Below are 26,829 nucleotides of genomic sequence, written 5' to 3' on the forward strand. Positions count from 1 at the left end.
CCTTAACGCTGTTAAATGCCGACCTCCCCAGCATCGCCTTAACGGCGTTAAGGAGTCAAGGGGATACCGTGACGGGGTGGCGACGAAGAAGACGACCAAGCTGGACCCGAGCACGGTGGCGGAGACCGCCCTGCGGCTGCTGAACGAGCGCGGCCTGGAAGGGCTCACGCTCCGCGCCATCGCCCAGGAGCTGCACGTCCAGGCCCCCGCCCTGTACTGGCACTTCAAGAACAAGCAGGCCCTGCTCGACGAGATGGCCACCGTCATGTACCGGCGCATGGTCGCCGAGCCGGAGGCCCGCCCGGCCGCCGGGCAGAGCTGGCAGGAGCTGATGCTCGGCGCCAACCGGGGGCTGCGCGCCGGGCTGCTGCGCTACCGCGACGGCGCCAAGGTCTACAGCGGCGCCCGGTTCACCGGCACCGACCACGCCCAGGACATGGAGCTCCAGCTCGGCGCCCTGGTCGACGCCGGGTTCACGCTGCGCGAGGCGGTGCGGGCCAGCACCACGGCGTACATGTACACCCTCGGGTTCGTCACCGAGGAGCAGGGCACCGAACCCCTCCCCGGAGAGCCACGGGAGGGCTTCGACATCGACGAGCGCGCCCACCGCCTCGCCGCGTACCCGCTCGCGGCGGCGGCCGGAGCGGAGCTGTTCGCCGACTACGACGAGCGCTTCGAGGAGGGGCTGCGGCTGATCGTCGCCGGGATCGAGTCGGTGTACGCCCCCGGCACGCACGCCTGACGCCGAGCCCGGCACCCGTCCCGCTCCGCGCCCCGTCCGGCACCCGTCCCGCTCCGCGCCCCGTCCGGCACCCGCCCCGGCCCCCGTACGGAACAGCGGCCCCGCCCCGACCACGACGAAGCCCCCGCTCCGACAGGGAGCGGGGGCTTCGCGCGCGTGCGGAGGCGGCTAGCTGGCCGGGCCCGCCACCACGTCCACCGGCTTCGGCAGCGGGGTGCCCGAGCCGTCGCGGCGCGGGTCCGGCTCCGGCAGCTCGACCGGCGTGCCGTTCTTCTGCGCGGCACGGGCCGGCAGGGCACCCGCCCAGGCCAGGAGCAGCGCGTCCTCGCCCTTCAGGAAGCGCTGGCAGCGCACGCCGCCGGTCGCCCGGCCCTTGCGCGGGTACTGGTCGAACGGCGTCAGCTTCGCCGAGGTCGCCGCGGCGCCGTCCAGGGTGCCGCTCGCGCCCGCCACCGTGAACACGGCCGCGTCCGCCGCCGGGTCCACCGCGGCGAAGCACAGCACCTCCGCGCCGGCCGCCAGCTTGATGCCCGCCATGCCGCCGGCCGGGCGGCCCTGCGGCCGCACCTGGGCCGCCGGGTAGCGCAGCAGCTGCGCGTCGGAGGTGATGAAGACCAGGTCCTCCTCGCCCGTCCGCAGCTCGGTCGCGCCGACGATCCGGTCACCGTCCTTGAGGGTGATGACCTCCAGCTCGTCCTTGTTCGCCGGATAGTCCGGCACCACCCGCTTGACCACGCCCTGCAGGGTGCCGAGCGCCAGACCGGGCGAGGACTCGTCCAGCGTGGTCAGGCAGACCACCGTCTCGTCCGCCTCCAGCGACAGGAACTCGCTCAGCGGCGCGCCGCCCGCCAGGTTCGGCGCGGCGGCCGTGTCCGGCAGCTGCGGCAGGTCGATGACCGCGAGCCGCAGCAGCCGGCCCGCGGAGGTCACCGCGCCCACGTCGCCGCGCTGGGTGGCCGCCACCGACGAGACGATGACGTCGTGCTTGGCCCGCTTGGCGTCCGCCTCGGCCGGGGGCAGCTCCGCCGAGACCGTCCGGGCCAGCAGCCCGGTCGAGGAGAGCAGCACCCGGCACGGGTCGTCCGCGACCTCCAGCGGGACGGCCGAGACGGGCGCGCCCGCCGACTCCAGGAGGACCGTGCGCCGGTCGGTGGCGAACTTCTTCGCGACCGCGGCCAGCTCCGCCGAGACCAGCTTGCGCAGCTCGGAGTCGGAGTCCAGGATCCCGGTCAGCTCGTCGATCTCGCCGGTCAGCCGGTCCCGCTCGGTCTCCAGCTCCAGGCGGTCGAACTTGGTGAGCCGGCGCAGCGGGGTGTCCAGGATGTACTGGGTCTGGATCTCGCTCAGCGAGAAGCGCTCCATCAGGCGCTCCTTCGCCTGCGCCGAGTTCTCGCTCTCCCGGATGAGCCGGATGACCTCGTCGATGTCGAGCAGGGCGACCAGCAGGCCCTCGACCAGGTGCAGCCGGTCGCGCTTCTTGCCGCGGCGGAACTCGGAACGGCGGCGGACCACCTCGAAGCGGTGGTCGAGGTAGACCTCCAGCAGCTCCTTCAGGCCGAGCGTGAGCGGCTGGCCGTCCACCAGGGCCACGTTGTTGATGCCGAAGGACTCCTCCATCGGCGTCAGCTTGTAGAGCTGTTCCAGGACCGCCTCGGGCACGAAGCCGTTCTTGATCTCGATGACCAGGCGGAGCCCGTGGGCCCGGTCGGTGAGGTCCTTGACGTCGGCGATGCCCTGGAGCTTCTTCGAGCCGACCAGGTCCTTGATCTTGGAGATGACCTTCTCGGGGCCGACCGTGAAGGGCAGTTCGGTGACGACGATGCCCTTGCGGCGGGCCGTCACGGTCTCCACCGACGTGGTGGCCCGGATCTTGAAGGTGCCGCGGCCCGACTCGTACCCGTCCCGGATGCCGTTCAGGCCGACGATCCGGCCGCCGGTCGGCAGGTCGGGGCCGGGGACGAAGCGCATCAGCGCGTCCAGGTCCGCGTTCGGGTACCGGATCAGGTGGCGGGCGGCCGCGATCACCTCGCCGAGGTTGTGCGGGGGCATGTTGGTCGCCATGCCGACCGCGATGCCGGAGGCGCCGTTCACCAGCAGGTTCGGGTACGCGGCGGGGAGCGCGACCGGCTCCTGCTCCTGCCCGTCGTAGTTGGGCGCGAAGTCGACCGTGTCCTCGTCGATGGACTCGGTCATCAGCAGCGCGGCCGGGGCCATCCGCGACTCGGTGTACCGCATGGCGGCCGGCGGGTCGTCGTTGCCCAGCGAACCGAAGTTGCCGTGGCCGTCGACCAGCGGCACGCGCATGGAGAAGGGCTGCGCCATGCGCACCATGGCGTCGTAGATCGAGGCGTCGCCGTGCGGGTGCAGCTTGCCCATCACCTCGCCGACCACGCGGGCGCACTTGACGAACCCGCGGTCCGGGCGGAGGCCCATCTCGTTCATCTGGTAGACGATGCGCCGCTGGACCGGCTTCATGCCGTCGCGGGCGTCGGGCAGGGCGCGCGAGTAGATGACCGAGTAGGCGTACTCGAGGAAGGAGCCCTGCATCTCGTCGACGACGTCGATGTCGAGGATCCTCTCCTCGTACGCGTCGTCCGGCGGCGGTGTCTTCGTGCTGCGGCGGGCCATCGCGGCTGCGGCTCCTTCTCCGACAAAGCTTGATCTGACGCGGACCATTGTGGACCGTGCCACCGACAGCGCGGACCGCGACCCGGACGAGGGACATCTCCGGGGTCCGGGAACTTCGCCAGGTGTCGGCGCGCTTGCATACAGTGGCAGGACTTTTCCCGTACCGCGATCGAAGGGACGTACATGCCCATGGGTCACACGGCCACGGCCGAGGCCGGCTCCGGCGGCCTGACAGCGACCGAGCACCGGCTGGCGAACGGCCTGAGGGTGGTGCTCTCGGAGGACCACCTGACCCCGGTCGCCGCGGTCTGCCTCTGGTACGACGTCGGCTCGCGCCACGAGGTCGCGGGCCGCACCGGCCTCGCCCACCTCTTCGAGCACCTGATGTTCCAGGGCTCGAAGCAGGTCCACGGCAACGGGCACTTCGAGCTCGTCCAGGGCGCCGGTGGCTCGCTCAACGGCACGACGAGCTTCGAGCGCACCAACTACTTCGAGACCATGCCCGCCCACCAGCTGGAGCTCGCGCTCTGGCTGGAGGCCGACCGGATGGGCTCGCTGCTCGCCGCCCTCGACGACGAGTCGATGGAGAACCAGCGGGACGTCGTGAAGAACGAGCGCCGCCAGCGGTACGACAACGTGCCGTACGGCACCGCCTTCGAGAAGCTCACCGCGCTCGCGTACCCCGAGGGCCACCCGTACCACCACACCCCCATCGGCTCGATGGCGGACCTGGACGCGGCCACCCTGGAGGACGCGCGGAACTTCTTCCGCACCTACTACGCGCCCAACAACGCGGTCCTGTCGGTCGTCGGCGACATCGACCCGGAGCAGACGCTCGCCTGGATCGAGAAGTACTTCGGCTCCATCCCCGGCCACGACGGCAAGCCCGCCCCGCGCGACGGCGCCCTCCCGGACGTCATCGGCGAGCAGCTGCGCGAGGTCGTCGTCGAGGAGGTCCCGGCCCGCGCCCTGATGGCCGCCTACCGGCTGCCCGAGGACGGCACGCGCGCGTGCGACGCCGCCGACCTCGCCCTCACCGTGCTCGGCGGCGGCGAGTCCTCCCGCCTGCACAACCGGCTGGTCCGCCGCGACCGCACCGCCGTCGCCGCCGGCTTCGGCCTGCTCCGGCTCGCCGGCGCCCCCTCGCTCGGCTGGCTGGACGTCAAGACGTCCGGCGGCGTCGAGGTCCCCGCCATCGAGGCCGCCGTCGACGAGGAGCTCGCCCGCTTCGCCGCCGAGGGCCCGACCGCCGAGGAGATGGAGCGCGCCCAGGCCCAGCTGGAGCGCGAATGGCTCGACCGGCTCGGCACCGTCGCCGGCCGCGCGGACGAACTGTGCCGGTTCGCCGTGCTGTTCGGCGACCCGCAGCTCGCCCTCACCGCCGTCGACCGGGTCCTCGCGGTCACCGCCGACGAGGTGCGCGAGGTGGCCGCGGCCCGCCTCCGCCCCGACAACCGGGCGGTGCTGGTGTACGAGCCGGCGCAGACCGGCGCCGAAGACAGCGACGAGGAAGAGGGAGCGGACCAGTGACGGACACCGCCCAGCCCCTGACCAGCATGGAGTTCCACCCGCAGCCGCAGGCCGGCCAGGCCAGGCCGTGGGCCTTCCCGGCCCCCGAGCGCGCCACGCTCGACAACGGGCTGACCGTGCTGCGCTGCCACCGTCCCGGCCAGCAGGTCGTCGCCGTCGAGATCTTCTTCGACGCGCCGCTGGACGCCGAGCCCGAGGGCCTCGACGGCGTCGCCACCATCATGGCGCGCGCCCTCTCCGAGGGGACCACCGAGCGCGGCGCCGAGGAGTTCGCGGCCGAGCTGGAGCGCTGCGGCGCCTCCCTCGACGCCCACGCGGACCACCCCGGCGTCCGGGTCTCCCTGGAGGTCCCGGTCTCCCGCCTCCCCAAGGCGCTGGCCCTCGTCTCCGAGGCCCTGACCTCCCCGGCCTTCGACGCCGACGAGGTCAAGCGCCTGGTCGCCAACCGGCTCGACGAGATCCCGCACGAGGCCGCCAACCCGAACCGCCGCGCGGCCAAGCAGCTCTACAAGGAGCTCTTCCCGGCCGGCACCCGGCTGTCCCGGCCGCGCCAGGGCACCGAGGAGACGGTGGAGGCCATCGACGCCGCCGCCGTCCGCGCCTTCTACGACGCGCACCTGCGCCCGTCCGCCGCCACCGCGGTCGTCGTCGGCGACCTCACCGGCGTCGACCTGGACGCGGTCCTCGCCGAGACGCTCGGCCGCTGGACCGGCGAGCCGGCGGTGCCGCGCCCGATGCAGCCGATCACCGCCGACGACACCGGACGGGTCGTCATCGTCGACCGCCCCGGCGCCGTCCAGACCCAGCTGCTCATCGGCCGGATCGGGCCGGACCGCCACGACGCCGTCTGGGCCGCGCAGGTCCTCGGCGTCTACTGCCTCGGCGGCACCCTGACGTCCCGTCTGGACGCCGTCCTGCGCGAGGAGAAGGGGTACACGTACGGCGTGCGCGCCTTCGGGCAGGTGCTCCGCTCCGACGGCGAGGGGCACGGCGCCTCGCTGCTCGCCATCAGCGGCTCGGTCGACACCCCGACCACCGGCCCGGCGCTGGAGGACCTGTGGAAGGTGCTCCGGACGCTGGCCGAGGGCGGGTTGACGGACGCCGAGCGGGACATCGCGGTGCAGAACCTGGTGGGCGTGGCCCCGCTCAAGTACGAGACGGCCGCCTCGGTCGCCGCGACCCTCTCCGACCAGGTCGAGCAGCACCTGCCGGACGACTACCAGGCCCGGCTGTACGCGCGCCTGGCCGAGACGGGCACGGTCGAGGCCACGGCCGCCGTCGTCAGCGCCTTCCCGGTGGACCGGCTCGTCACCGTGCTCGTGGGCGACGCCGCGCAGATCGAGGAGCCCGTGCGGGCCCTCGGCATCGGCGAGGTGACCGTGGTGAGCTGACGCTCCGTCGGCCCCGGCGGAGGTCTCCGATGCGGTGAAGCGTCGGAGACCTCCGCTTTGTCCGTTATGGCGTCAAGGGTGATCGTATGCCTTGTGGCATGTCTTACAAATGCGCGTGTCTGTTTGGCGATCGCCACCCGTCCGGCCTAGCGTCGATCCGGCTGTCCGGCCGACGCACGCGCCGCATCCGCGGCACCGGACAGTCATCGCCGAGTCCCCGTCAGGCGCGAGCCTGGGGAGCCGGGGACCCACGCAGTCCCTGGGGTGAATCGGACGCCTTCGCCCGCGCGGAGGGGCCCGTAGGAGACCTTCCTGCTCCGAACCCGTCAGCTAACCCGGTAGGCGAGAAGGAAGGAAAGGAACCGTCTTGGCGTTCACCCGTGCCACCGGGAAGCATCGTGGTGCGAGCCGACTGGCTCGCCGCAGCGCCGGCATCGCCGGCGTGGCCGCCCTCGCGACCACCGGCGTCGTCGGCACCCTCGCCTCTCCGGCGCTCGCCGCCGACACGGACGACCGTTCCGCCGAGGACACCGGCCTCATGAAGGTGATCGCCGACGAGTCCATCGCCGACCAGATCAACGCGCAGGCCGCCGCCCAGGAGCAGGAGGCCGCCGAGGCCGAGGCCCGGGCCAAGGCGCGCGCCGAGGCGAAGCGCAAGGCCGAGGCCCGCGCCAAGGAGATCCGCGAGGAGAGGGAGCGCGCCGCCCGCGAGGCCGAGCGCCGCCGGCTCGCCTCCTTCAACCTCCCCGTCGCCGGCTCGTACGTCTCCACCGGCTACAAGACCGGCGGCTCCCTCTGGTCCTCCGGCAGCCACTCCGGCGTCGACTTCCACGCCGCCTACGGCAGCTCGGTCGTCTCCGTCGGCTCCGGCACCGTCGTCGAGGCCGGCTGGGGCGGCGCGTACGGCAACAACATCGTGATCCGGATGAACGACGGCACCTACACCCAGTACGGCCACCTGTCGTCCATCGGCGTCTACGTCGGCCAGTCCGTCGAGCCCGGCCAGCAGATAGGCGTCTCCGGCTCGACCGGCAACTCGACCGGCCCGCACCTCCACTTCGAGGCCCGGACCACCGCCGAGTACGGCTCCGACATCAACCCCGTCGCGTACCTCCGCGCCCGCGGTGTCAGCCTCTGACCCGCCACCCCGCCCCGAATCGGCCCCGGCTCCCATGAGCCGGGGCCTTTTCGTCGCTCCGCGTCCGGTACGCCCCCGCCGTGAACCGGCCGAATTCCGAGGGGGCATCGGAATTTCCGGCGCGCTGCAATAGAGTCGCGGAAGAAGCGCCGCTCGAATTCGGGGCGCGCGGAGTGAATACGGAGGTCGGACATGCGGGTTCCCGCGCAATCGGTATGCACGGCGATCCGGGACGACATCGTCTCGGGGGTCTTCGAGCGCGGCAGCCGGCTGACCGAGGAACAGCTCGCCCGCCGCTACGGCGTCTCCCGCGTCCCGGTCCGCGAGGCCCTGCGCACCCTGGAGTCCGAGGGCTTCGTGGTCAGCCGCCGGCACGCGGGCGCCCATGTCGCCGAGCCCACCGACCAGGAGGCCGCCGACCTCCTCGACGTACGGGCGCTGCTCGAACCGCTCGGCGCCGCCCGGGCGGCGCAGCGGCGCACCGAAGCCCACCTCAAGGTGCTGCGCGGCCTGGTCAGGCTGGGGCAGGAGCGGGCCCGCCGGGGGCAGGGGGAGGATCTGCGGGCGCTCGGCGGCTGGTTCCACGAGACGCTCGCGCAGGCGTCCGGCAGCCCGGCGCTGGCCGTCCTCCTGACCCAGCTGCGGCACAAGATCGCCTGGATGTACACGGTGGACCAGCCGGACCGGCCGGTGGACGCCTGGGCCGAGCACGGGGCGATCGTCGACGCCATCGCGCGGGGGGACGCCGAGCGGGCCCGGTCGCTGACCGCCCTGCACGCCGAGCACGCGCTTCCGCTGCACCGGCTGAAAAGGCCGGAGCGGGGCCGTGTGAGGGTTTCGCAACATGCCGTCAACACGGCGAGCGTCCGGAATTAACACGGACGCCGTATACAAAGAATAGCAATTCCGGGGCCTTTTTCGTGCTGCCCGGAAAAGGGAATTCCGTGGATCCGGAAATGCCGGACGGCCGTGTCCGCCGGGAATTCCGGGGACACGGCCGTCCGGGACGCGCGGGGAACCGACCCGCCGGGTCAGACCGTCTCGGGGAGCTCGTCGAGGCCCTCGGCGACGAGCTTGGCGAGGCGCTCCAGCGCGGCCTCGGCGCCGTCGGCGTCCGAAGCGAGCACGATCTCCTCGCCGCCCTGCGCGCCCAGGCCGAGCACCGCGAGCATGGAGGCGGCGTTCACCGGGTTGCCGTCGGCCTTGGCGATGGTCACCGGGACACCGGAGGCCGTGGCGGCACGGACGAAGATGGAGGCGGGGCGGGCGTGCAGGCCCTCGGCCCAGCCGACGTTGACGCGGCGCTCAGCCATGGTGTTGCCCTTCAGGTCTTCGGCGGGTTGTCTAGACCAGTCTCTCACGGGAAGCGGAGTGCTCCCGTCGACATTGGTCCCACCACCGTACGACGTTCGGCCCCCGTCCCCGGCACAGGGGCGCGGACGGCGCGCGCACGGTGCCGGTGTCACACCCCGGTCGTAGGCTGTGCCCCATGCGGAGCGCGTCGGAGCAGACGGACGGACCGGACGGGGCGGGCGGGGCGGGAGCGGGGGAGCACCCGGCCCCGGAGGAGCACGCCTACCCCGACCACTGGGAGGCCGACGTCGTGCTCCGCGACGGCGGCACGGCCCGCGTCCGCCCCATCACCGCCGACGACGCCGACCGGCTCGTCAGCTTCTACGAGCAGGTCTCGGACGAGTCGAAGTACTACCGCTTCTTCGCCCCCTACCCACGGCTCTCCGCCAAGGACGTCCACCGCTTCACCCACCACGACTTCGTCGACCGGGTCGGCCTCGCCGCCACCGTCGGCGGCGAGTTCATCGCCACCGTCCGCTACGACCGGATCGACGAGCGCGGCCTGCCCGCGTCGTCCCCCGCCGACGAGGCCGAGGTCGCCTTCCTCGTCCAGGACGCCCACCAGGGCCGCGGCGTCGCCTCCGCCCTCCTCGAGCACATCGCGGCCGTCGCCCGCGAGCGCGGCATCCGCCGCTTCGCCGCCGAGGTCCTCCCCGCCAACACCAAGATGATCAAGGTGTTCACGGACGCCGGCTACACCCAGAAGCGCAGCTTCGAGGACGGCTCCGTCCGGCTCCACCTCGACCTGGAGCCCACCGACCGCTCCCTCGCCGTCCAGCGCGCCCGCGAGCAGCGCGCCGAGGCCCGCTCCGTCCAGCGGCTCCTCGCCCCCGGCTCGGTGGCCGTCGTCGGCGCCGGACGCACCCCCGGCGGCGTCGGCCGCACGGTCCTGCGGAACCTGCGGGGCGCCGGCTTCACCGGCCAGCTGTACGCGGTCAACCCCGCCCTCGGCGCCCCCGCGGCCGACCTCGACGGCGTGCCCGCCTTCCCCTCCGTCGCCGCCATCGGCGCCCCCGTCGACCTCGCGATCGTCGCCGTCCCCGCCGAGCGGGTCCCCGAGGTCGTCGCCGACTGCGGCGAGCACGGCGTCCGCGGCCTCGTCGTCCTCTCCGCCGGATACGCCGAGAGCGGCACCGAGGGCCGCGAGCGCCAGCGCGCCCTGGTCCGGCAGGCCCGCTCGTACGGCATGCGGATCATCGGCCCCAACGCCTTCGGGATCATCAACACCGCCGACGACGTCCGGCTCAACGCCTCCCTCGCCCCCGAGATGCCCGCCGCCGGCCGCATCGGCCTCTTCACGCAGTCCGGCGCCATCGGCATCGCCCTCCTCGCCGGGCTGCACCGGCGCGGCGCGGGGCTCTCCTCCTTCATCTCCGCCGGCAACCGCGCGGACGTCTCCGGCAACGACTTCCTCCAGCACTGGTACGACGACCCGGCGACCGACGTCGTCCTCCTCTACCTGGAGTCGATCGGCAACCCGCGCAAGTTCACCCGGCTCGCCCGCCGCACCGCCGCCGTCAAGCCGGTCGTCGTCGTCAAGGGCGCCCGCCACAGCGGCAGCGCCCCGCCCGGCCACCGGGTCCCCGTCACCCGCATCCCGCACGCCACCGTCTCCGCGCTGCTCCGCCAGGCCGGCGTCATCCGCGTCGACACCGTCACCGAGCTCGTCGACGCCGGACTGCTCCTCGCCGCACAGCCGCTGCCCGCCGGACCACGCGTCGCGATCCTCGGCAACTCGGAGTCCCTCGGCCTCCTCACGTACGACGCCTGCCTCACCGAGGGCCTGCGCCCGCAGCGGCCCCTGGACCTGACGACCGCCGCCACCCCGGCCGACTTCCGGGACGCGCTCGCCGCCGCCCTCGCCGACGACTCCTGCGACGCGGTCGTCGTCACCGCGATCCCCTGGGTCGGCATCGAGGGCACCACCGAGGTCCTCGCCGAGTCCCTCCGCGAGGCCGTCGCCGGCAGCGGGGCCGCCGGCGCCGCCAAGCCGGTCGTCGTCGTCCACGTCGAGATGGGCGGTCTCGCCGAAGCCCTCTCCGCCGCCACCAGCACCCGCCCCGCACCCGCCCGCACCCGCCGCCCGGCCGCCGCCGCGCCGACCGCCCCGGAGCCCGCCGCGGCCGCCGTGCCCGCGCCGGAGCAGTCACCGGAGGCGCCGGACCCGCAGCCGCCCGCCCCCGTCCGGAACATCCCCGCCTACCCCGCCGCCGAGCGGGCCGTCCGCGCGCTCGCCGAGGCCGTGCGGTACGGACAGTGGCGGCGGCAGGCCGCCGAGCCGGGACGCGTACCGGAGTACGACTCCATCGACGAGACCGGCGCCGCCGCCCTCATCGACCGGGTGCTCGAGGAGCGGGGCGCCGGACAGGAGTCCCGCGGCGTGACGCTCACCGCCGACGAGGCCCGCGAGCTGCTCGGCCGCTACGGCATCGAGGTCCGCCCCACCCTGCCCGCGCCCGGGCCCGACGAGGCCGTGGCCGCCGCCGCCCGACTCGGCTACCCGGTGGCGCTCAAGACCACCGCACCCCACCTCCGCCACCGCCCCGACCTCGGCGGCGTCCGGCTCGACCTGGCGACCGAGGAGCAGCTGCGGACCGCCTACGCCGAGCTCACCGAGGCCCTCGGCAAGCCCGCGGAGCTCCAGCCCGTCGTCCAGGCGATGGTGCCCCGGGGCGTCGACACCGTCGTGCGCGCCGCGATCGACCCCGCCGCCGGCGCCGTGCTCTCCTTCGGCCTGGCCGGGGCCGCCTCCGAACTGCTCGGCGACACCGCCCACCGGCTGGTTCCGGCCACCGACCGGGACGCCGCCGAGCTGGTCCGCTCCATCCGCACCGCCCCGCTGCTCTTCGGCTGGCGCGGCTCGGCCCCCGTCGACACCCCCGCCCTGGAGGAGCTGCTGCTCCGGGTCTCCCGGCTCGTCGACGACCACCCGGAGATCGTCTCCGTCGCCCTCGAACCGGCCGTGGTCGCCCCCACGGGCGTCTCCGTCCTCGGCGCCGCGGTCCGCCTCGCCCCGGCCGCCCCCACCACCGACCTCGGCCCCCGCCGCCTGCCCGGCTACTGACGGGCCGGAGGGGGTCCGCAGCCCCGTAGGATGGAGTCCATGGCGAAGACCGGTACGACGACCCAGGGGCTGCGCGCGGCGATCGAGCGCAGCGGCTACTACCCGGCACTCGTGGCCGAGGCGGTGGAGGCCGCCGTCGGCGGCGAGGACGTCGCGTCGTACGTGGTCCACCAGGAGACCACCTTCGACGCCAACGAGGTCCGGCGCCACGTCACCGTCCTCGTGCTCACCCCGAGCCGCTTCATCGTCAGCCACACCGACGAGCAGGCCGCCGACAACAGCTCGCCGAGCCCGTACGCCACCACGTCCACCGAGTCCGTGAAGCTCGACCGGATCTCGTCGGTCGTGGTCAGCCGGGTCGTCGCCAACCCGGAGTCGTACACCCCGGGCACCGTGCCCCGCGAGGTCGTCCTCACCATCGGCTGGGGCGCCGTCTCCCGGATCGACCTGGAGCCCGCCGCCTGCGGCGACCCGAACTGCGACGCCGACCACGGCTACACCGGCAACGCCACCGCCGACGACCTCAGCCTGCGGGTCAGCGAGGCCGGCGACGGCCCGGACACCGTCCGGCAGACCCTCACCTTCGCCCAGGCACTCTCCGAGGCCACCGCCGCCACCGCGCCGACGGCCGGCCGCTGATGGCGCAGCCGACCTCGGTCACCCACGGCTGGCCCGACGAACCGGAACCGCTCGCCCCGGCGAGCGCCCCGGTGCCCGAGTACGGCTCCGGCTCCCTCGCCGACCTGCTGCCCACCCTCGTCGCCGGCCAGGGCGTGCCCGGCTTCGAGGCGCGGATCGCCGAGCTGACCCCCGCCGACCGCGTCTGCGTCTTCCTCGTGGACGGCCTCGGCTGGGAGCAGATCAAGGCCCACCCGGACGAGGCCCCCTACCTGGCCTCGCTGCTCGCCACCTCGCGCGGCGGCACCGGCCGGCCGATCACCGCGGGCTTCCCCGCCACCACCGCGACCTCGCTCGCCTCCGTCGGCACCGGCCGCGCCCCCGGCACCCACGGCCTGGGCGGCTACACGGTCCGCGACCCGCGCAGCGGCGAGCTGATGAACCAGCTCAAGTGGCGCCCCTGGACCGCGCCCAAGGTCTGGCAGCCGTACCCGACCGTCTTCCAGCTCGCACACGAGGCCGGGATCCACACCGCCCAGGTGTCCTCCCCGATCTTCGCGCAGACCCCGCTCACCCAGGTCGCGCTGAGCGGCGGCACCTTCCACGGACACCTCTCCGGCGAGGAGCGGATGGACGTGGCCGCCGAGCAGCTGGCCGGCGGCGACCGCTCGCTGGTCTACACGTACTACAGCGAACTCGACGGCGCCGGGCACCGCTTCGGCATCGACTCCGACGCCTGGCGCGGCCAGCTGATGCTGGTCGACCGGCTGGTGCGGCGGCTCGCCGAGCAGCTGCCCGCCCGCTCGGCGCTGTACGTCACCGCCGACCACGGCATGGTCGACGTGCCCTTCGACGAGGAGCACCGCATCGACGTCGACGAGGACTGGGAGCTGCGCGCCGGCGTCGCCCTCCTCGGCGGCGAGGGCCGCGCCCGGCACGTCTACGCCGTCCCCGGCGCGGAGGCCGACGTCCTCACCTGCTGGCGCGAGGTGCTCGGCGAGCAGTTCTGGGTGGCGGGCCGCGACGAGGCCATCGAGCTCGGCTGGTTCGGCGACACCGTCGACGAGCGGGTGTACGGCCGGATCGGCGACGTCGTCGCCGCCGCGCACGAGGACGTGGCCCTCGTCGCCTCCGTCGGCGAGCCGCTGGAGACCCAGATGACCGGCATGCACGGGTCGATGACCCCCGCCGAGCAGCTGGTGCCGCTCCTCGAAGTCCGCTCCTGACCGCCCCTCACCCCCCCGACTTCCCCCGACCCGAAAGGTCCCCGACCCGTCATGCCCGAGCTGGTGTTCTTCTCCGGAACGATGGACTGCGGAAAGAGCACGCTGGCGCTCCAGATCGCGCACAACCGCGACGCGCGCGGCCTCCAGGGCGTGATCTTCACCCGGGACGACCGGGCGGGCGCCGGCAAGCTGTCCTCGCGGCTCGGCCTGGTGACCGAGGCCGTCGAGGCGCCCGAGGGCATGGACGTCTACGGGTACCTCGTCGACCAGCTCTCCCAGGGCGGCAAGGCCGACTACGTGATCGTCGACGAGGCGCAGTTCCTCGCCCCGGCCCAGATCGACCAGCTCGCGAGGATCGTCGACGACCTCGGGCTGGACGTCTACGCCTTCGGGATCACGACCGATTTCCGCACCAAGCTCTTCCCCGGCTCACAGCGCCTGATCGAGCTCGCCGACCGGATCGAGCAGCTCCAGGTCGAGGCGCTGTGCTGGTGCGGCGCCCGGGCCACCCACAACGCCCGGACCGTCGGCGGCCACATGGTGGTCGAGGGCGAGCAGGTCGTCGTCGGCGACGTGAACACGGCCGCCGAGGTCGTCGGGTACGAGGTGCTGTGCCGCCGCCACCACCGCCGGCGGATGACCAGCGCCAGCGCCCGCGCCGCCTCCCTCTCGCCGGACGTGCTGCCCGTCACCCCGGCCTGAGGCGGTCCGCCTCCGGGCCGTGACACCGGGTGTTCACCTGGGCGCTGCCCGGACCTCGCCGGGTGATCCACTTCGGGTCGCCCGAACCAGGAGTAATGGGTTCGTCCCGCCGTGCGTTCGCCGCGGGTGATCGACGAGAGCCCCGTGCTCCCTGGAGGACCCGTGCCACCCGCCGCAACGCCCGCGCCCGACCCTCTCCGGGACGGGGCGCGGGGCGGCCCCCGCCCGGCCCGGAACCCGCGGCTGCTCGCCCCGGCCGGCGCCGGACTGCTCACGGCGGCCGTGTTCGTGCTGGCCACCGCGCTCGCCCGCAGCCACCCGCTGGGCCCGTACACCCGCAACGTCGTCGACCTGGGCCAGCAGTACCTGCCGTACCACGCCTACTGGCGCGCCTTCCTGCTCGGCGACACCCACGGCGACGCCTTCCTCAACTGGAACTCCGGCTTCGGCGCGGGCTTCCTCGGCGACATCGGCACCTATCTGAGCAGCCCCTTCTCGCTGCTCGTCGTCCTCTTCCCGGCCGACCGGCCGGAACTGGCGCTGTACGTCATCACCGCACTGAAGATCACCGCCGCGGGCGCGGCGATGGCCGCGCTGCTGATCCGGCTCCGCCCGGCGGCCCGCCCCGGCCCGTGGCCGCTCGCCGCCCTCCTCGGCGCCGCGTACGCGCTCTCCGGCTGGACCTTCAACCACGGCGCCTCCGTGCCCATGTGGCTGGACGGCCTCATCGCCTTCCCGCTGCTCTGCCTGGTGGCGGAGTGGGCCAGGGCCGGCCGGCGGCCGGTGCTCGGCCCGCTCGTCGTCGCCGTCGCCTGGATCGCCAACTTCTACACCGCCTACATGGCCACCCTCGGCGCGGCGCTCTTCCTCGCGGTCCGGCTCTGCACGGCCGACCCGGCGGACGGGGCCGCGCGCCCGTGGCCCGGCGCCCTGCTGCGCGCCGTGCGGACCGTGGCCCTCGGCGTCGGGCTGGCCGCCCCGCTCGTCCTCGTCGTCTTCAGCGGGACGAAGTACGCCGACCCGACACCCGAGACCGTCTTCGCGCCCGCCGGCTGGACCGAACTGCTCGGCCGCTTCCTGCCCGCCACCTCCGAGGTGAACACGCCGGCGCTCTTCATCGGCACGCCCGCGCTCGTCCTCGCCCTCAGCCTGCCCTTCAACAAGGCGGTCGCCCCGCGCGTCCGGCTCGCCTGGACCGCGCTGATCGTCCTGGTGACGCTCTCCCTCCAGTGGGGGCCGACCCACCTCCTCTGGCACGCGGGCGCCTCGCCCAACGGCAACCCCTACCGCCAGACCTTCGTCCTCTGCGGACTGCTGCTGATCGCCGCCTGGCTGTCCGCCGCCGCCGCCCCGCCCCGCCCGGCCCCCCTGCTCGGCGCCACCGCCCTCTTCGGGGCGCTCGCCCTCGCCGCCCGGGACAGCGCCGACATCGACGCCTGGACCTATCCCGCCGCGGGCGCCGCCGCCCTGCTCGCCCTCGCCGCCGCGCCCCTCGCTCTCCGCGCCCTCCGCGCCCGCCCCGCCCGGAAGCCCGCGCTCGTCGTCACCGCCGCCGTGCTGCTGCTCACCGCGCAGGCGGGGGAGGCGGCCGTCAGCGGGATGCGGGTCGAGGCGCGGCAGCGCGCCGATGTCGCCTGGTCGCCCCGGATCGGCCCCTGGCAGCGCGCGGTGGCCGCCGAGGTCGCCCGCGCCGACGCCTGGCCCGCGTACCGCACCGACCCCGGCCCGCTGCCCGGCGGAAACGAACCGCTGCTCCTCGGCGGCGAGGGCGCCGACGCCTACTCCAGCCTCACCACCGAGAACACCTCCCGGACCCTGGACTCCCTCGGCTTCGGCCACTACGCCAAGGGCCGGCACCCCGAGACCCTCGACAACCCCGTCACCGACGCGCTCTTCTCCATCGGCACCCGGATCCGCTCCGAGGCCACCGCACCGGTACGCCAGGACGCCGCGCCCCACGGCACCGCGACGGCCACCACCACCCCCGTACCGCCGCTCGTCACCGTCCATCCCGCCGGGAACGCCGCCGTGGACCCCGAGGAGTCCGCCTTCCGCAACCAGGAACTCCTCCTCGGCTCCTCCGTGTACACGCTGCCCGCCGTCCGCCGCACCGGCACCACCCTGACCGCCCGCTGCCCGGCCGGCACCGACGTCTGGTTCTGGGCGCCCGAGTACAAGGGCACCGCCGCCCTCGCCGGCGCCGCCCCCGCCGACTTCGACGGCCGCCCGCCCGCCGTGCGCGCCGCCATGCGGGGCCTCGGCACCGTCCGGGCCGGCGGCGAGGTCCGGATCGACCTGGTCACCGACCGGACGCCCACCCTGCCCCGGCAGTCCGTCGGCTGCCTCGACCGCGGCCGGCTCGCCGCCGCCGTCGCCCGCCTCACCGCCACCGGAGCCACCCGGGTCACCGCCACCGGCCACGGCCTCACCGCCGAACTGCCCCCCGGCAGCACCGGCGTCGCCGTCGTCGCCGTCCCCCGCGCCACCGGCTGGCGGTGCGCGGCCGGCGACGCCGAGCCCGTCTCCGCCCGCTCCCACCGGGGCCTGCTCGCCGTCCCCCTCGACGGCCGCGCGACCCGCGTGAGCTGCACCTTCCGGCCCCCCGGCGTCCGGCTCGGCGCCGCCGCCGGAGCCGCCGCCCTGCTCGCCCTCCTCGCCACGGCCCTCCTCGCCCGGCGCCGCGCGCAGCGGCCGGCGGACGGTTCGCACGAGGGACGACAAGAGTTCACCGACCGTCCACACGAGGCTCGTTCGGGCGGTCAGGACGCCGATTACGCTGCCCGCCGTACCGGCGCCTGACAGCCGGAAGACACCCCCGATTCCATCCGTGTCCGCCTCCGATCCAGTGTGGGGATTCTCCGCGTGCCCAAACTCTCCGTCGTCGTCCCCTTCCACAACGTCGGGCCGTACGCCCCCGACACCGTGCGCAGCCTCGCCCACAACGCGGACCCGGACTTCGAGTTCCTGCTGATCGACGACTGCTCCACCGACGAGACCCCGGACGTCCTCGACCGCTGGAAGGACCGCATCCCCAACGCCCGGGTCATCCGGCACGAGACCAACCTCGGCGTCGCCCAGGCCCGCAACACCGGCATCGACGCCGCCACCGGCGACTACCTCACCTTCCTCGACGGCGACGACTGGTACGCCCCCGGCCACCTCCGCGCCGCCGTCGACGGCATAGAGCGCCTCGGCTGCGACTTCGCCCGCACCGACCACGTCCTCGCCGAGGGCCGCAAGCGGAACATCAAGTACGCCCCCGCCAAGGTCCGCGACGCCGTCATGGACCCCCGCGACGGCATCGCCCCGGCCAGCATGATCACGATGGTGGACTACCCCTTCGTCCCCTTCGGCGTCTACGGCCGCACCCTCTTCGAGAACGGCGAGTCCCGCTTCGAGACCAGGCTGCGCACCGCCGAGGACCGCCTCTGGGTCTGGCGCCTCCACCTCAAGGCCCGCACCTACGCCGCCCTCTCCCTGCACGGCGTCTTCTACCGCCGGGGCGTCACCACCTCGCTCACCCAGATCAGCGACAACCGCCAGCTGGACTTCATCCCCTCCTACGACCTGCTCCTGGAGGAGGTCTCCCGGGACCGCGACGCCGACCGCTTCCTCCCGAAGGCCGTCCGCACCTACTGCGCGATGATCGCCTTCCACGTGAACAAGGCCGGGAAGTACGAACCCGAGGTCGCCCAGCGGCTGCGCGCCGACGTCGCCGACGCCCTGCACCGCATGCCGCAGGACGTCCTCGAAGAGACCCTCGCCACCATGGACACCCCCCGCGCCACCCTTCTGCGGAGCCTGCGCGAGACCGGAAGGACCGTCTGACCATGACCACCGACACCGCCGCGGGCGCACGCACGGTCCAGATCTTCCAGGTCTCCACCCTCTACGGCGCCGCGACCGTCGCCGCCGCGATCGACGCCGGACTGTACGGCGCCCCCGGCGACGCCCGCCGCCTGCTGCTCCTCTCGCACAACGCCGAGATCCCGGAGACCGCGCTCCGCCTGGAGACCATGACCGGCTACCCGCGGATCGCCGCCCGCTTCGACGGCGTCCTCGACTGGAACGAGACGATCCACCCGTACCACCCGGCCGCCTGGGCCCCCCGCCCCGAGGAGGCCCCGCTCTGGCAGCGCGTGCTCCGCACCGCCTGGGACCTCGGCACCGCCCGCGTCGAGCTGGTCGTGGAGTCCATCCAGGTCAACCCGGCCAAGGCGCTCGGCGCCTGCTTCCCGGAGAGCAGCGTGGAGGTGTACGCCGACGGGCTGATGAGCTACGGCCCCACCCGCACCGACGTCGCCCAGTCCCTGGCCTGCCGGATCCGCCGCCTGCTCCACCTCGACCTGGTGCCGGGCCTGACGCCGATGCTCCTCACCGAGTACGGCACCCCGTCCGAGCTCGTCCCCGACGACGCCTTCCGCGCGGTCCTCGCCGAGATCGCCGCCGACGCCGGCGACGACCCGGCGGTCGCCGCCGCCGTCGCCGCCCGGCCGACCGCGCTGCTCCTCGGCCAGTACCTCGCCGCGCTCGGCCTCCTCACCGTCGAGGAGGAGGAGGAACTGCACGTGCGGATGGTCCGCGGCGCCGCCGCCCTCGGCCACCGCAGCATCGTCTTCAAGCCGCACCCCACCGCGCCGGCCGCCTACTCGACGGTGCTCCGCGAGGCGGCCGAGGAGGCCGGCGTCCGGCTCACCGTCCTCGACGTGCCGCTGCTCGCCGAGACCTTCTACGAGCGCTGCGAGCTGGAGCTCGTCGTCGGCTGCTTCTCCACGGCGATGCTCACCGCCGCCGTCTACTACGGGGTGCCGATCGCCCGGGTCGGCACCGAGGAGCTGCTGGAACGGCTGACCCCCTTCGAGAACAGCAACCGGATCCCGCTCACCGTGGTCGACCACCTCGTCCCCGACCTGGAGGGCGGCGCGGACCCGGCCGTGCCCGGCCCGGCACCGGACTCGCTCGCCCCGCTGGTCCGGGCGGTGAGCTTCTGCATGCGGCACAAGGCCCACCCGGGACTGCGGGCGGAGACCGAGATGTACCTGGCGGCGCACCACGCCGACCCGGCGGTCGCCCACCACTTCGGCACCGTACGCCTCACCCAGCTGGGCCTCCCGGGCGGCGAGCCCGCCCACGTCGGCGGTACGCCGCTGCGCCGGGGCCTCGTCCGCGGCCGCCGCTGACCTCCGGGGGCGGCGCCGTCAACGGTCGCGGGACCTCACGAGGGTGAACACCGCGCCCTCCGGGTCCGCGACCAGGGCGAGCCGCCCGGCCGTGCCGTCCCGGGGCGCCCGCAGCACGTGGCCGCCCAGCTTCTCCACCAGCAGGGCCGCCGCGTCGGTGTCGGCCACCTCGAAGTACGTCATCCAGTGCGGGCCCCGGTCCCGGGCCAGCCCCTCGCCCACCCCGTGCAGCGAGGCGATCGGGCGCCCGTCCACGAGCAGGGTGGCGTAGTCGAAGTCGGCCGAGACCACCGGCTCGACCTCGTACCCGAAGACCGTCCGGTAGAACTTGGCGACGGTGGCCGTCTCGTACGTGAGCAGCTCGTTCCACACGGGGGTCCCGGGCGGTCCCGCGAGCGCGGTGCCGTGGTGGGCCTCCGCCTGCCAGACGCCGAAGACGGCCCCCGCGGGGTCGGCGCAGATGACCATGCGGCCGGCCTCGCCCGCGTCCAGCGGGCCCACCGCGACCGTGCCGCCGCAGCAGCGGATGGTCTCCGCGGTCTCGTCGGCGTCGTGCGTGGCCAGATAGGTGGTCCAGGCGATGTCCAGATGCCGGTCGGGGGGCAGCTGACCGATGCCGGCGACCTCCCGGCCGCCCAGCAGCGCCCGTACGTACGGACCGAGCTGCTGCGGTCCCGGGACGAACTCCCAGCCGAAGAGTGCCCGGTAGAACTCCTGCGTCGCCTCGATCCCGTGCACCATCAGACTCACCCAGCAGGGTGTCCCCGGGCTGCGACGAGCCGTCTCGGTCATCGTCACTCTCTCCTCGGACCTGGTCGTGTGACCGTGCCCCGCCGCCGGGTGGATCCGCCGGGCCGCGCACGGCGCGCCCCGGTCGCACCCTTCCTGGCGCGATCCTGCGGGAGACGCCGGGTCCGTCCCCGGCGCGGGCATGACTGCGCGAGGATGGCCCCATGAAGCCCATCATCTCCGCAACCGAACTCGCGAGCGAGTCGGCGGGGCCTCGCCCGCCGGTCCTGCTGGACGTGCGCTGGACCCTCGGGGGCCCGCCCGGCCGCCCGGCGTACGAGGCAGGGCACCTGCCCGGTGCCGTCTACGTGGACCTCGACACCGAACTGGCCGGACCGCCCGGGGCGGGCGGCCGGCACCCGCTGCCCGACCCGGAGGCGTTCGGGGCGGCCATGCGCCGGGCGGGCGTCGGCGCCGACCGTCCGGTGGTGGTGTACGACGGCGGGCTCGGCTGGGGCGCCGCCCGGGCCTGGTGGCTGCTGCGCTGGGCGGGCCACCCGGACGTGCGGGTGCTCGACGGCGGCCTGGCGGGCTGGCCGGGCGAGCTGTCGACGGAGGTGCCGGAGCCGGAGGCCGGCGACTTCACGCCGAAGCCGGGCGGGCTGCGACTGCTCGACGCGGACGAGGCGGCGGCGCTGGCCCGGTCGGGGCTGCTCCTGGACGCCCGGGCCGCCGAGCGCTACCGGGGCGACGTGGAGCCGATCGACCGGGTCGGCGGGCACATCCCGGGCGCGCTTTCGGCGCCGACGACGGAGAACGTGGCCGCGGACGGCCGCTTCCTCGCGGCCGGCGAGCTGCGCGAGCGGTTCGCCGCGCTGGGCGCGACGGAGGCGGCGGAGGTAGGCGTCTACTGCGGTTCGGGCGTCTCCGGCGCCCACGAGGTGCTGGCCCTGGAGCTGGCCGGCATCCCGGCGGCGCTGTACGCCGGCTCCTGGTCGGAGTGGTCCTCGGACCCGTCCCGCCCGGTGGCCACGGGGCCGGACCCGCGCTAGGACACGGCGGGCCCGCACCGGTCGCCCGGTGCGGGCCCGCCGCGGCGTGCGTCAGTCCTGCTTCTTCCTGCGGGTCCCGAAGACGATCTCGTCCCAGCTGGGCACCGCCGCGCGGCGGCCCGGGCGGACGCCGTCGGCCTCCGCCTGCCGGTCGGTGGCGCCGTGCAGCCGGTCGCGGTGGCCGGAGACGGAGCGGGGCATGAGGACGTCGGCGTAGGCCGCGCCCGCCCCTGCGGAGGCGGCGGGAGCGGGCGGCTCCTCCGCCTCGACCTCGTCGGACGGCTCGGTGTCGGGCTGCTCGGGGACCACCAGGTCGCCGCGGAAGCTCGGCACCGCCTCCAGGAGGCTGGTGAGCGAGTCCCGCTCCTCCTCCGGCTCCGCCGCCGACGCGGTCAGCGGCGCCCGGTCGAGCTGCCGGTCCAGGGCCCGGTCGAGCGGCCGGTCCAGGGTGCGGTCCAGCGGCCGGTCCAGGGTGCGGTCCAGCGGCCGGTCCCGGGGCAGCCGGGCGATCCTCGGGACGAAGGGGAAGCTCGGCTCGGGCGCGGCGGCGAGGGTGTCGTCGGTCTCGCCGATCAGCGCCCGCGCCTCGTCGTCCACGGCCTGGACGAGCCGGCGCGGCGGGTCGTAGGTCCAGCTGGCGGTGTGCACCTCGCCGGCGACCCGGTAGACGAGCAACACCTCCCAGGTGCCGTCGTCGCGCCGCCAGGAGTCCCACTGCACGGTGTCCTTCTCGGCGCCGCGCAGCAGCAGCCGCTCCTGCACCGCCTCGCCGAGCTGGGGGCCGCTGTTCTCGCCGGGCCGGCGCACCGGGGTCTTGCGGGCGCGCTCGGCCATGAAGGCGCGCTCGGCGAGCACGGGGCCCTCGAAGCGGCGGACGCGGTCGACGGGGATGCCGGCGAGCTGGGCGACCTCCTCCGCGGAGGCACCGGCTCGTATCCGGGCCTGGATGTCGCGGGGGCGGAGGTGGCTCTCGACCTCGATCTCGATCTGGCCGAGGCGGGCCCGGTCGTTGCGCACGGCGGCCCGCAGCCGCTCGTCGATCGGAAGCGTGTACTCCGTGCTGTCGGCAGCCTTGAGCACCAGTCGTGTGCCGTCGTTGGAGACGGCCACGACACGCAGTTCGGGCATGGGGACCTCCCGGGTGGTGCCTGCCGACGTCACGTGCGTCGCTGCTTCCGCTAGTCGAGTGTGGCCTGCCCGGGTGCAGCCTGCCACTACCTTGCCGAGTTGCCCGGCGTGTCGGGCGTGGACCCCGGTCCGCCGTTATGGCACGGTTACCTGTTCACTACCCGGAGTGACTGGGCGTCACACTGGGTAGCGGTTCCGTTCCCGGGCGCCCCGGAAGGCGTCCGGACCCAGGGTTCGTCAATGTACTCCATTCGGGCCACTCGGGTGGACCGGCGCGCCGCCCAACTTCTCGGGGTGCGCGGGAGTTGAGCCACCGTCTCCATTCCTCCCGCGTGGCACTCTTCACAGAACCCCCTGAACCGGAACTATTCACTTCGCTCATTTGTCCCTTCTGGGTGCACGGGGGAACAGATGACCAGGCAGAGGGTGGAGATGCGTCACAGGCAGCCGGCCGACACGGACGAACCGGAGATACGGGCCCCGGGGCCCGGGAGCGAGCCCCCGGAACCGGGGGGCGAGGCCAGGCGGAAGATCGACCTGAGCGTGCCTCAGGTGGCCGGCAGCGCCCTCGCGGCGGTGATCGCCGCCAAACTCGCCTCCACCCTCGGCGTCTACGGGACCATCCTCGGCGCCGGTGTGATCAGCGTCATCGCCACCTGCGGCGGGCCGCTCTTCCAGCAGCTCTTCAAGCGCACCGGCGAGCAGGTGCGGGACGTGACCACCGCCGCCAGGCCGAAGGCGCGTCAGGTCCCGGCCGCCCCCTCGCCCTTCCCCGCGGACGACCGCCACACGCTGATGCTCGGCACCGTCCCCGCGGCCGCGGCGCCGCTCCCGTACGACGAGGAGTTCGGCGCGGCCACCACCCACGGCACCCGGCTGCGCGGCTGGAAGCGCCCGGTGCTGGCCGCCGCGCTCGTCTTCGGCGTCACCATGGGCGGCATCACCGCCTACGAGCTGGTCTCCGGCGAGGACTTCAGCGGCACCAAGGGCACCACCACCTTCGGCTCGGTGGTCCGCGGCGGCGACGGCGGACAGCGGAACGCCCCCGAGGAGCGCGAACGGCGGCAGGACCAGAGGGAGGAGCCGCAGGCACCCGCCCCGACCGGCTCCGCCGGCCAGGACGGCACCCGGCAGCCCGCGGACGGGACCGGCACGGACGGGGCCACCCCGTCCACCGGCACCACCCCCGACGCCGGCACCGGGACGCCGGACGGCGGCGCCACCACCGCGCCGACCCCGGACCCGACCGGCTCCGCGGACGGCGGCACGGACCCGACGCGGGAGCCGACCGACCCGGCGACGGAGCCGACAGCCCCCGCCACGCCGTCCGCTCCCACCGAGGCGCCCACCACCGGTCCGGCGGTCCCGGACGCCCCCACGGCCCCGTCCGGCGACACCGACGCCGGATGAGGGCCCCTCAGTCGCCCAGCACCCGCCGCAGGTAGTCGTTGCCGAAGCGGCGGTCCGGGTCGAGCCGGTCGCGCACCGCCGTGAACTCGGCGAAGCGCGGATAGGCGGCCGACAGATAGGCGGCGTCCCGGGTGTGCACCTTCCCCCAGTGCGGCCGGCCCCCGTGGGCGGTCATGATGCGCTCCACCGCGGTGAAGTACCCGCGGTGGGGCGTTCCCTTGTAGAGGTGCACGGCGATGTAGACCGTCTCCCGGCCGGAGGCCGTGGAGAGCGCGATGTCGTCGGCGGGCGCGGTCCGCACCTCCACCGGGAAGCTCACCTTCAGCGGCGAGCCCTCCACCATCGCCTTCAGCTCGCGCAGCGCCGTCGTCGCGGCCTCCCGCGGCAGCGCGTACTCCATCTCCAGGAAGCGGACCCGGCGCGGGGAGGTGAAGACCTTGTACGGGATGTCGGTGTACGTCCGGGCGGAGAGCGCGCGGCTGGAGATCCGGGCGATGGCCGGGATGGCCGGCGGCACCGCGCGGCCGAGCGAGCAGGCTGCCTGGAAGACCCCGTTGGAGAGGAACTCGTCCTCGAACCAGCCGCCGAGGCGGGGCAGCGGGGCGGCGGGACCGGCGCTGCGGTTGTTGCGCTTGGTGTTGCAGTTGTCCGTGTGGGGGAACCAGTAGAACTCGAAGTGCTCGTTCTCCGCGTGCAGCTCGTCGAAGTCGGCCAGCACCCGGTCGAAGCGCATCGGCTCCTCCCGCGCGGTGAGCAGGAAGACCGGTTCGACGGCGAAGGTGATCGCGGTGACCACGCCCAGCGCACCGAGCCCGATCCGGGCCGCCGCGAAGACCTCCGGATGCTCCCGCTCGGAGCAGGTCAGCAGGGTCCCGTCGGCCGTCACCAGCTCCAGGGCGCGGATCTGGGCGGCGATGGAGGCGGAGTCGCGGCCGGTGCCGTGGGTGCCGGTGGAGGTGGCCCCGGCGACGGTCTGCTCCATGATGTCGCCCATGTTCGTGAGCGACAGCCCCTCCCGGGCCAGCGCCACGTTCAGCCGCTTCAGCGGGGTGCCCGACTCGACCGTCACCGTCATCGCCTCGCGGTCGATCCGGCGGATCCCGGTGAGCAGGTCCGGGCGGATCAGCAGGCCGTCGGTGGCCGCGATCGAGGTGAAGGAGTGGCCGGTGCCGACCGTCTTCACCCGGAGCCCGTCCTCGGCGGCCCGGCGGATCTCGGCGGCCAGCTCCTCGGCCGAGGCCGGGGTCGCCTCCCGCGCCGGGCGGGAGACGACGTTCCCCGCCCAGTTACGCCACGGGCTGCCCGTCCCGGCGCTCCCCGGTCCCGCTGTCCTCGTGCTCATCTCGCCCCTCCCGGTTCGGCGCCGGCCTGCGCAGCCGGCGGTGGCCGAGCAGGCCCACCACGACCGCGAGCGCGCCCGAGACGACGGGCACCACGTACGCCGCCTCCGCCCCCGAGGCGTCGACCACCCAGCCGGCCGCCGAGGAACCGAGCGCCACACCGATCGCGAGGCCGGTGCCGGTCCAGGTCATGCCCTCGGTGAGCTGGGTGTGCGGTACGTGCTTCTCGACGAGGGCCATCGTGGTCACCATCGTCGGCGCGATGGACAGGCCCGCGACAAAGAGCGCCACGGCCAGCAACGGCAGGTTCCCGGCCAGTAGGAGGGGGATCATACTCACGGCCATCGCACAGACGCCCAGCAGCCACCGGCGGGACGGCTCGCCCTTGAGGTGCAGCAGTCCGAAGACCGCGCCGGCCAGGCAGGAGCCCAGCGCGTACACGGCGAGGACCAGGCTGGCGGCGGCCTTCTGGCCCCGCTCCTCGGCGAAGGCCACGGTCACCACGTCCACCGAACCGAAGATCGCGCCGGTGGCGACGAAGGCCAGGGCGAGGACCTGGAGGCCGGGGGAGCGGAGCGCCGAACCGCCCTTGGCGGCGGGCTGCGGATGCGGCTCCGGCTCGGTGTCCCGCTGGGCGGTCAGCCAGAAGACGCCGATCGCCAGGAAGACCCCGGCCAGCAGCGGGCCGGCCTCGGGGAACCAGGTGGTCGACAGGCCGATGGAGATGATCGGGCCGAAGATGAAGCACACCTCGTCGACGATCGACTCCCACGAGTACGCGGTGTGCAGCGAGCGCGCGTCGCCCCGGTAGATGCCCGCCCAGCGGGCCCGGGTCATCGCCCCGACGCTCGGCACGACGCCGATCACGGCCGTGAAGGCGAAGAGCGTCCAGTCCGGGGCCTGCTGCTGCACGCAGAGCAGCAGCCCGGTGGCGGCGGCCAGGGAGATCAGGGTGACGGGGCGGAGCACCCGCCGCTGCCCGTACCGGTCGACCAGGCGGGAGACCTGGGGGCCGAGCACGGCGGCGGACATCGCGAGCGTCGCGGAGAGGGCGCCGGCGAGCCCGTACCGGCCGGTGACCTGGGAGATCATCGTGACGATGCCGATGCCCATCATGGACAGCGGCATCCGGCCGAGGAAGCCGGCCACGGAGAACGACGCGGTACCGGGCGCCGAGAAGATCGCGCGGTAGGGACTGGGCAAGGTGTTCTCCGGCTCTGCGACGCGGCGCGCCGCCCGTTCGTCACGGTCAACACGTGTAATTGACGTCTAAAGCCTAAGGGTTCGAAGCCGTCGGGTCATCCCCGTATTTCCGGACGGGCCGCGCCCCGGGCCGGCGCCGCCGGGTGGGAGGATCGGTGCCATGTCCGATCAGCACGATCCCGCCCCGTACGACGCCCTGCTGCTGCTCTCCTTCGGCGGCCCCGAGGGCCCGGACGACGTCGTCCCGTTCCTGGAGAACGTGACGCGCGGCCGCGGCATCCCCAGGGAGCGGCTCAAGGAGGTGGGGCAGCACTACTTCCTCTTCGGCGGCGTCAGCCCGATCAACGGCCAGAACCGCGCCCTGCTCGACGCGCTGCGGACCGACTTCGCCGGGT

The 26,829-nt window shown here is 74.3% G+C and carries 21 protein-coding genes and 1 riboswitch; of the genes, 15 read left to right on the top strand and 6 right to left on the bottom strand.

Features of this window, described 5'->3' with window-relative positions; genetic code table 11:
- Nucleotides 1-76 precede the first annotated feature (76 nt).
- The gene (locus IF73_RS0122340; RefSeq protein ID WP_031010872.1) at nucleotides 77-742 is read left to right on the top strand and encodes a TetR/AcrR family transcriptional regulator C-terminal domain-containing protein; all 666 of its coding nucleotides are present in this window, start codon (nucleotides 77-79) and stop codon (nucleotides 740-742) included.
- Between the two features lie 168 nt (nucleotides 743-910).
- On the opposite strand, the gene IF73_RS0122345 is transcribed toward IF73_RS0122340, so the two are convergent.
- Nucleotides 911-3,370 (bottom strand): DNA gyrase/topoisomerase IV subunit A, encoded by a 2,460-nt coding sequence (locus IF73_RS0122345; protein WP_031010874.1) that lies wholly within the window; start codon nucleotides 3,368-3,370, stop codon nucleotides 911-913.
- A 189-nt stretch (nucleotides 3,371-3,559) separates the two neighbouring features.
- Between IF73_RS0122345 and IF73_RS0122350 the strand changes: the two genes are divergently transcribed.
- The 4 genes from IF73_RS0122350 to IF73_RS0122365 all read left to right on the top strand — a co-directional run bounded on the left by IF73_RS0122350 (nucleotide 3,560) and on the right by IF73_RS0122365 (nucleotide 8,305).
- A complete protein-coding gene (locus tag IF73_RS0122350) occupies nucleotides 3,560-4,900 on the top strand; it encodes a M16 family metallopeptidase (protein WP_031010876.1) in 1,341 nt (446 codons plus the stop codon).
- 26 nt (nucleotides 4,901-4,926) lie between these two features.
- Entirely contained in the window at nucleotides 4,927-6,291 is a 1,365-nt protein-coding gene (locus IF73_RS0122355) for a M16 family metallopeptidase (RefSeq protein WP_037880085.1), read from the top strand.
- A gap of 197 nt (nucleotides 6,292-6,488) precedes the next feature.
- Nucleotides 6,489-6,650: riboswitch (cyclic di-AMP (ydaO/yuaA leader) on the top strand.
- Between the two features lie 8 nt (nucleotides 6,651-6,658).
- Nucleotides 6,659-7,429 (top strand): M23 family metallopeptidase, encoded by a 771-nt coding sequence (locus tag IF73_RS0122360; protein ID WP_031010880.1) that lies wholly within the window; start codon nucleotides 6,659-6,661, stop codon nucleotides 7,427-7,429.
- A gap of 192 nt (nucleotides 7,430-7,621) precedes the next feature.
- Nucleotides 7,622-8,305, top strand: coding sequence for a GntR family transcriptional regulator (locus IF73_RS0122365; protein ID WP_031010883.1), 684 nt, complete (start codon nucleotides 7,622-7,624; stop codon nucleotides 8,303-8,305).
- A 155-nt stretch (nucleotides 8,306-8,460) separates the two neighbouring features.
- Here the strand turns inward: IF73_RS0122365 and IF73_RS0122370 are convergent, their stop codons facing one another.
- Complete coding sequence (locus IF73_RS0122370) at nucleotides 8,461-8,742, bottom strand: HPr family phosphocarrier protein (protein WP_031010885.1); 282 nt, start codon at nucleotides 8,740-8,742, stop codon at nucleotides 8,461-8,463.
- Nucleotides 8,743-8,918: 176 nt separating this feature from the next.
- Here IF73_RS0122370 and IF73_RS0122375 point away from each other — a divergent pair, with 176 nt between their 5' ends.
- The 7 genes from IF73_RS0122375 to IF73_RS0122405 all read left to right on the top strand — a co-directional run bounded on the left by IF73_RS0122375 (nucleotide 8,919) and on the right by IF73_RS0122405 (nucleotide 19,572).
- On the top strand, nucleotides 8,919-11,846 hold the full coding sequence (locus IF73_RS0122375; RefSeq protein ID WP_031010887.1) for a bifunctional GNAT family N-acetyltransferase/acetate--CoA ligase family protein: 2,928 nt from the start codon (nucleotides 8,919-8,921) through the stop codon (nucleotides 11,844-11,846).
- Between the two features lie 39 nt (nucleotides 11,847-11,885).
- Complete coding sequence (locus tag IF73_RS0122380) at nucleotides 11,886-12,485, top strand: DUF5998 family protein (protein WP_031010889.1); 600 nt, start codon at nucleotides 11,886-11,888, stop codon at nucleotides 12,483-12,485.
- A complete protein-coding gene (locus IF73_RS0122385) occupies nucleotides 12,485-13,690 on the top strand; it encodes an alkaline phosphatase family protein (RefSeq protein WP_031010891.1) in 1,206 nt (401 codons plus the stop codon). The genes IF73_RS0122380 and IF73_RS0122385 overlap by 1 nt, the downstream gene beginning before the upstream one ends.
- 51 nt (nucleotides 13,691-13,741) lie before the next feature.
- Nucleotides 13,742-14,392 carry a thymidine kinase gene (locus IF73_RS0122390; RefSeq protein WP_031010893.1) on the top strand — a complete coding sequence of 217 codons (651 nt, stop codon included), beginning with the start codon at nucleotides 13,742-13,744 and terminating at the stop codon, nucleotides 14,390-14,392.
- 162 nt (nucleotides 14,393-14,554) lie between these two features.
- Nucleotides 14,555-17,191 carry a YfhO family protein gene (locus IF73_RS0122395; protein ID WP_078868194.1) on the top strand — a complete coding sequence of 879 codons (2,637 nt, stop codon included), beginning with the start codon at nucleotides 14,555-14,557 and terminating at the stop codon, nucleotides 17,189-17,191.
- 63 nt (nucleotides 17,192-17,254) lie between these two features.
- Nucleotides 17,255-18,220, top strand: coding sequence for a glycosyltransferase family 2 protein (locus IF73_RS0122400; RefSeq protein WP_031010896.1), 966 nt, complete (start codon nucleotides 17,255-17,257; stop codon nucleotides 18,218-18,220).
- Nucleotides 18,221-18,222: 2 nt separating this feature from the next.
- On the top strand, nucleotides 18,223-19,572 hold the full coding sequence (locus tag IF73_RS0122405; RefSeq protein ID WP_037880077.1) for a polysialyltransferase family glycosyltransferase: 1,350 nt from the start codon (nucleotides 18,223-18,225) through the stop codon (nucleotides 19,570-19,572).
- An 18-nt stretch (nucleotides 19,573-19,590) separates the two neighbouring features.
- On the opposite strand, the gene IF73_RS0122410 is transcribed toward IF73_RS0122405, so the two are convergent.
- Nucleotides 19,591-20,364, bottom strand: a complete 774-nt coding sequence (locus tag IF73_RS0122410; protein ID WP_078868195.1) for a VOC family protein — start codon at nucleotides 20,362-20,364, stop codon at nucleotides 19,591-19,593.
- 161 nt (nucleotides 20,365-20,525) lie between these two features.
- On the opposite strand from IF73_RS0122410, the gene IF73_RS0122415 reads away from it, so the two are divergent.
- Complete coding sequence (locus IF73_RS0122415; RefSeq protein WP_031010903.1) at nucleotides 20,526-21,353, top strand: sulfurtransferase; 828 nt, start codon at nucleotides 20,526-20,528, stop codon at nucleotides 21,351-21,353.
- Nucleotides 21,354-21,404: 51 nt separating this feature from the next.
- Here IF73_RS0122415 and sepH read toward each other — a convergent pair whose 3' ends face one another.
- On the bottom strand, nucleotides 21,405-22,481 hold the full coding sequence (gene sepH / locus IF73_RS0122420; protein ID WP_031010905.1) for a septation protein SepH: 1,077 nt from the start codon (nucleotides 22,479-22,481) through the stop codon (nucleotides 21,405-21,407).
- 552 nt (nucleotides 22,482-23,033) lie between these two features.
- Between sepH and IF73_RS0122425 the strand changes: the two genes are divergently transcribed.
- Nucleotides 23,034-23,891 (top strand): hypothetical protein, encoded by an 858-nt coding sequence (locus IF73_RS0122425; protein WP_234338307.1) that lies wholly within the window; start codon nucleotides 23,034-23,036, stop codon nucleotides 23,889-23,891.
- 7 nt (nucleotides 23,892-23,898) lie between these two features.
- Here IF73_RS0122425 and IF73_RS0122430 read toward each other — a convergent pair whose 3' ends face one another.
- Nucleotides 23,899-25,233: a D-arabinono-1,4-lactone oxidase gene (locus IF73_RS0122430; protein WP_031010909.1), complete on the bottom strand. Its 1,335-nt coding sequence runs from the start codon at nucleotides 25,231-25,233 to the stop codon at nucleotides 23,899-23,901.
- Nucleotides 25,178-26,434 carry an MFS transporter gene (locus tag IF73_RS0122435; protein ID WP_031010911.1) on the bottom strand — a complete coding sequence of 419 codons (1,257 nt, stop codon included), beginning with the start codon at nucleotides 26,432-26,434 and terminating at the stop codon, nucleotides 25,178-25,180. Before IF73_RS0122435 ends, IF73_RS0122430 begins: the two co-directional genes overlap by 56 nt.
- Before the next feature lie 160 nt (nucleotides 26,435-26,594).
- Between IF73_RS0122435 and IF73_RS0122440 the strand changes: the two genes are divergently transcribed.
- A partial coding sequence (locus tag IF73_RS0122440) for a ferrochelatase (RefSeq protein ID WP_031010913.1) occupies nucleotides 26,595-26,829 on the top strand: 235 nt, incomplete at its 3' end.

This window comes from Streptomyces sp. NRRL F-5727, assembly GCF_000719555.1.
Lineage (GTDB): Bacteria > Actinomycetota > Actinomycetes > Streptomycetales > Streptomycetaceae > Streptomyces.

Coding starts and splice junctions, on each gene's coding strand:
- IF73_RS0122345 (WP_031010874.1), bottom strand. CDS start 3,370: ATGGCCCGCCGCAGCACGAAGACACCGCCGCCGGACGACGCGTACGAG.
- IF73_RS0122380 (WP_031010889.1), top strand. CDS start 11,886: ATGGCGAAGACCGGTACGACGACCCAGGGGCTGCGCGCGGCGATCGAG.
- IF73_RS0122370 (WP_031010885.1), bottom strand. CDS start 8,742: ATGGCTGAGCGCCGCGTCAACGTCGGCTGGGCCGAGGGCCTGCACGCC.
- IF73_RS0122365 (WP_031010883.1), top strand. CDS start 7,622: ATGCGGGTTCCCGCGCAATCGGTATGCACGGCGATCCGGGACGACATC.
- IF73_RS0122390 (WP_031010893.1), top strand. CDS start 13,742: ATGCCCGAGCTGGTGTTCTTCTCCGGAACGATGGACTGCGGAAAGAGC.
- IF73_RS0122375 (WP_031010887.1), top strand. CDS start 8,919: ATGCGGAGCGCGTCGGAGCAGACGGACGGACCGGACGGGGCGGGCGGG.
- IF73_RS0122415 (WP_031010903.1), top strand. CDS start 20,526: ATGAAGCCCATCATCTCCGCAACCGAACTCGCGAGCGAGTCGGCGGGG.
- IF73_RS0122410 (WP_078868195.1), bottom strand. CDS start 20,364: ATGACCGAGACGGCTCGTCGCAGCCCGGGGACACCCTGCTGGGTGAGT.
- sepH (WP_031010905.1), bottom strand. CDS start 22,481: ATGCCCGAACTGCGTGTCGTGGCCGTCTCCAACGACGGCACACGACTG.
- IF73_RS0122405 (WP_037880077.1), top strand. CDS start 18,223: ATGACCACCGACACCGCCGCGGGCGCACGCACGGTCCAGATCTTCCAG.
- IF73_RS0122430 (WP_031010909.1), bottom strand. CDS start 25,233: ATGAGCACGAGGACAGCGGGACCGGGGAGCGCCGGGACGGGCAGCCCG.
- IF73_RS0122385 (WP_031010891.1), top strand. CDS start 12,485: ATGGCGCAGCCGACCTCGGTCACCCACGGCTGGCCCGACGAACCGGAA.
- IF73_RS0122355 (WP_037880085.1), top strand. CDS start 4,927: ATGGAGTTCCACCCGCAGCCGCAGGCCGGCCAGGCCAGGCCGTGGGCC.
- IF73_RS0122350 (WP_031010876.1), top strand. CDS start 3,560: ATGGGTCACACGGCCACGGCCGAGGCCGGCTCCGGCGGCCTGACAGCG.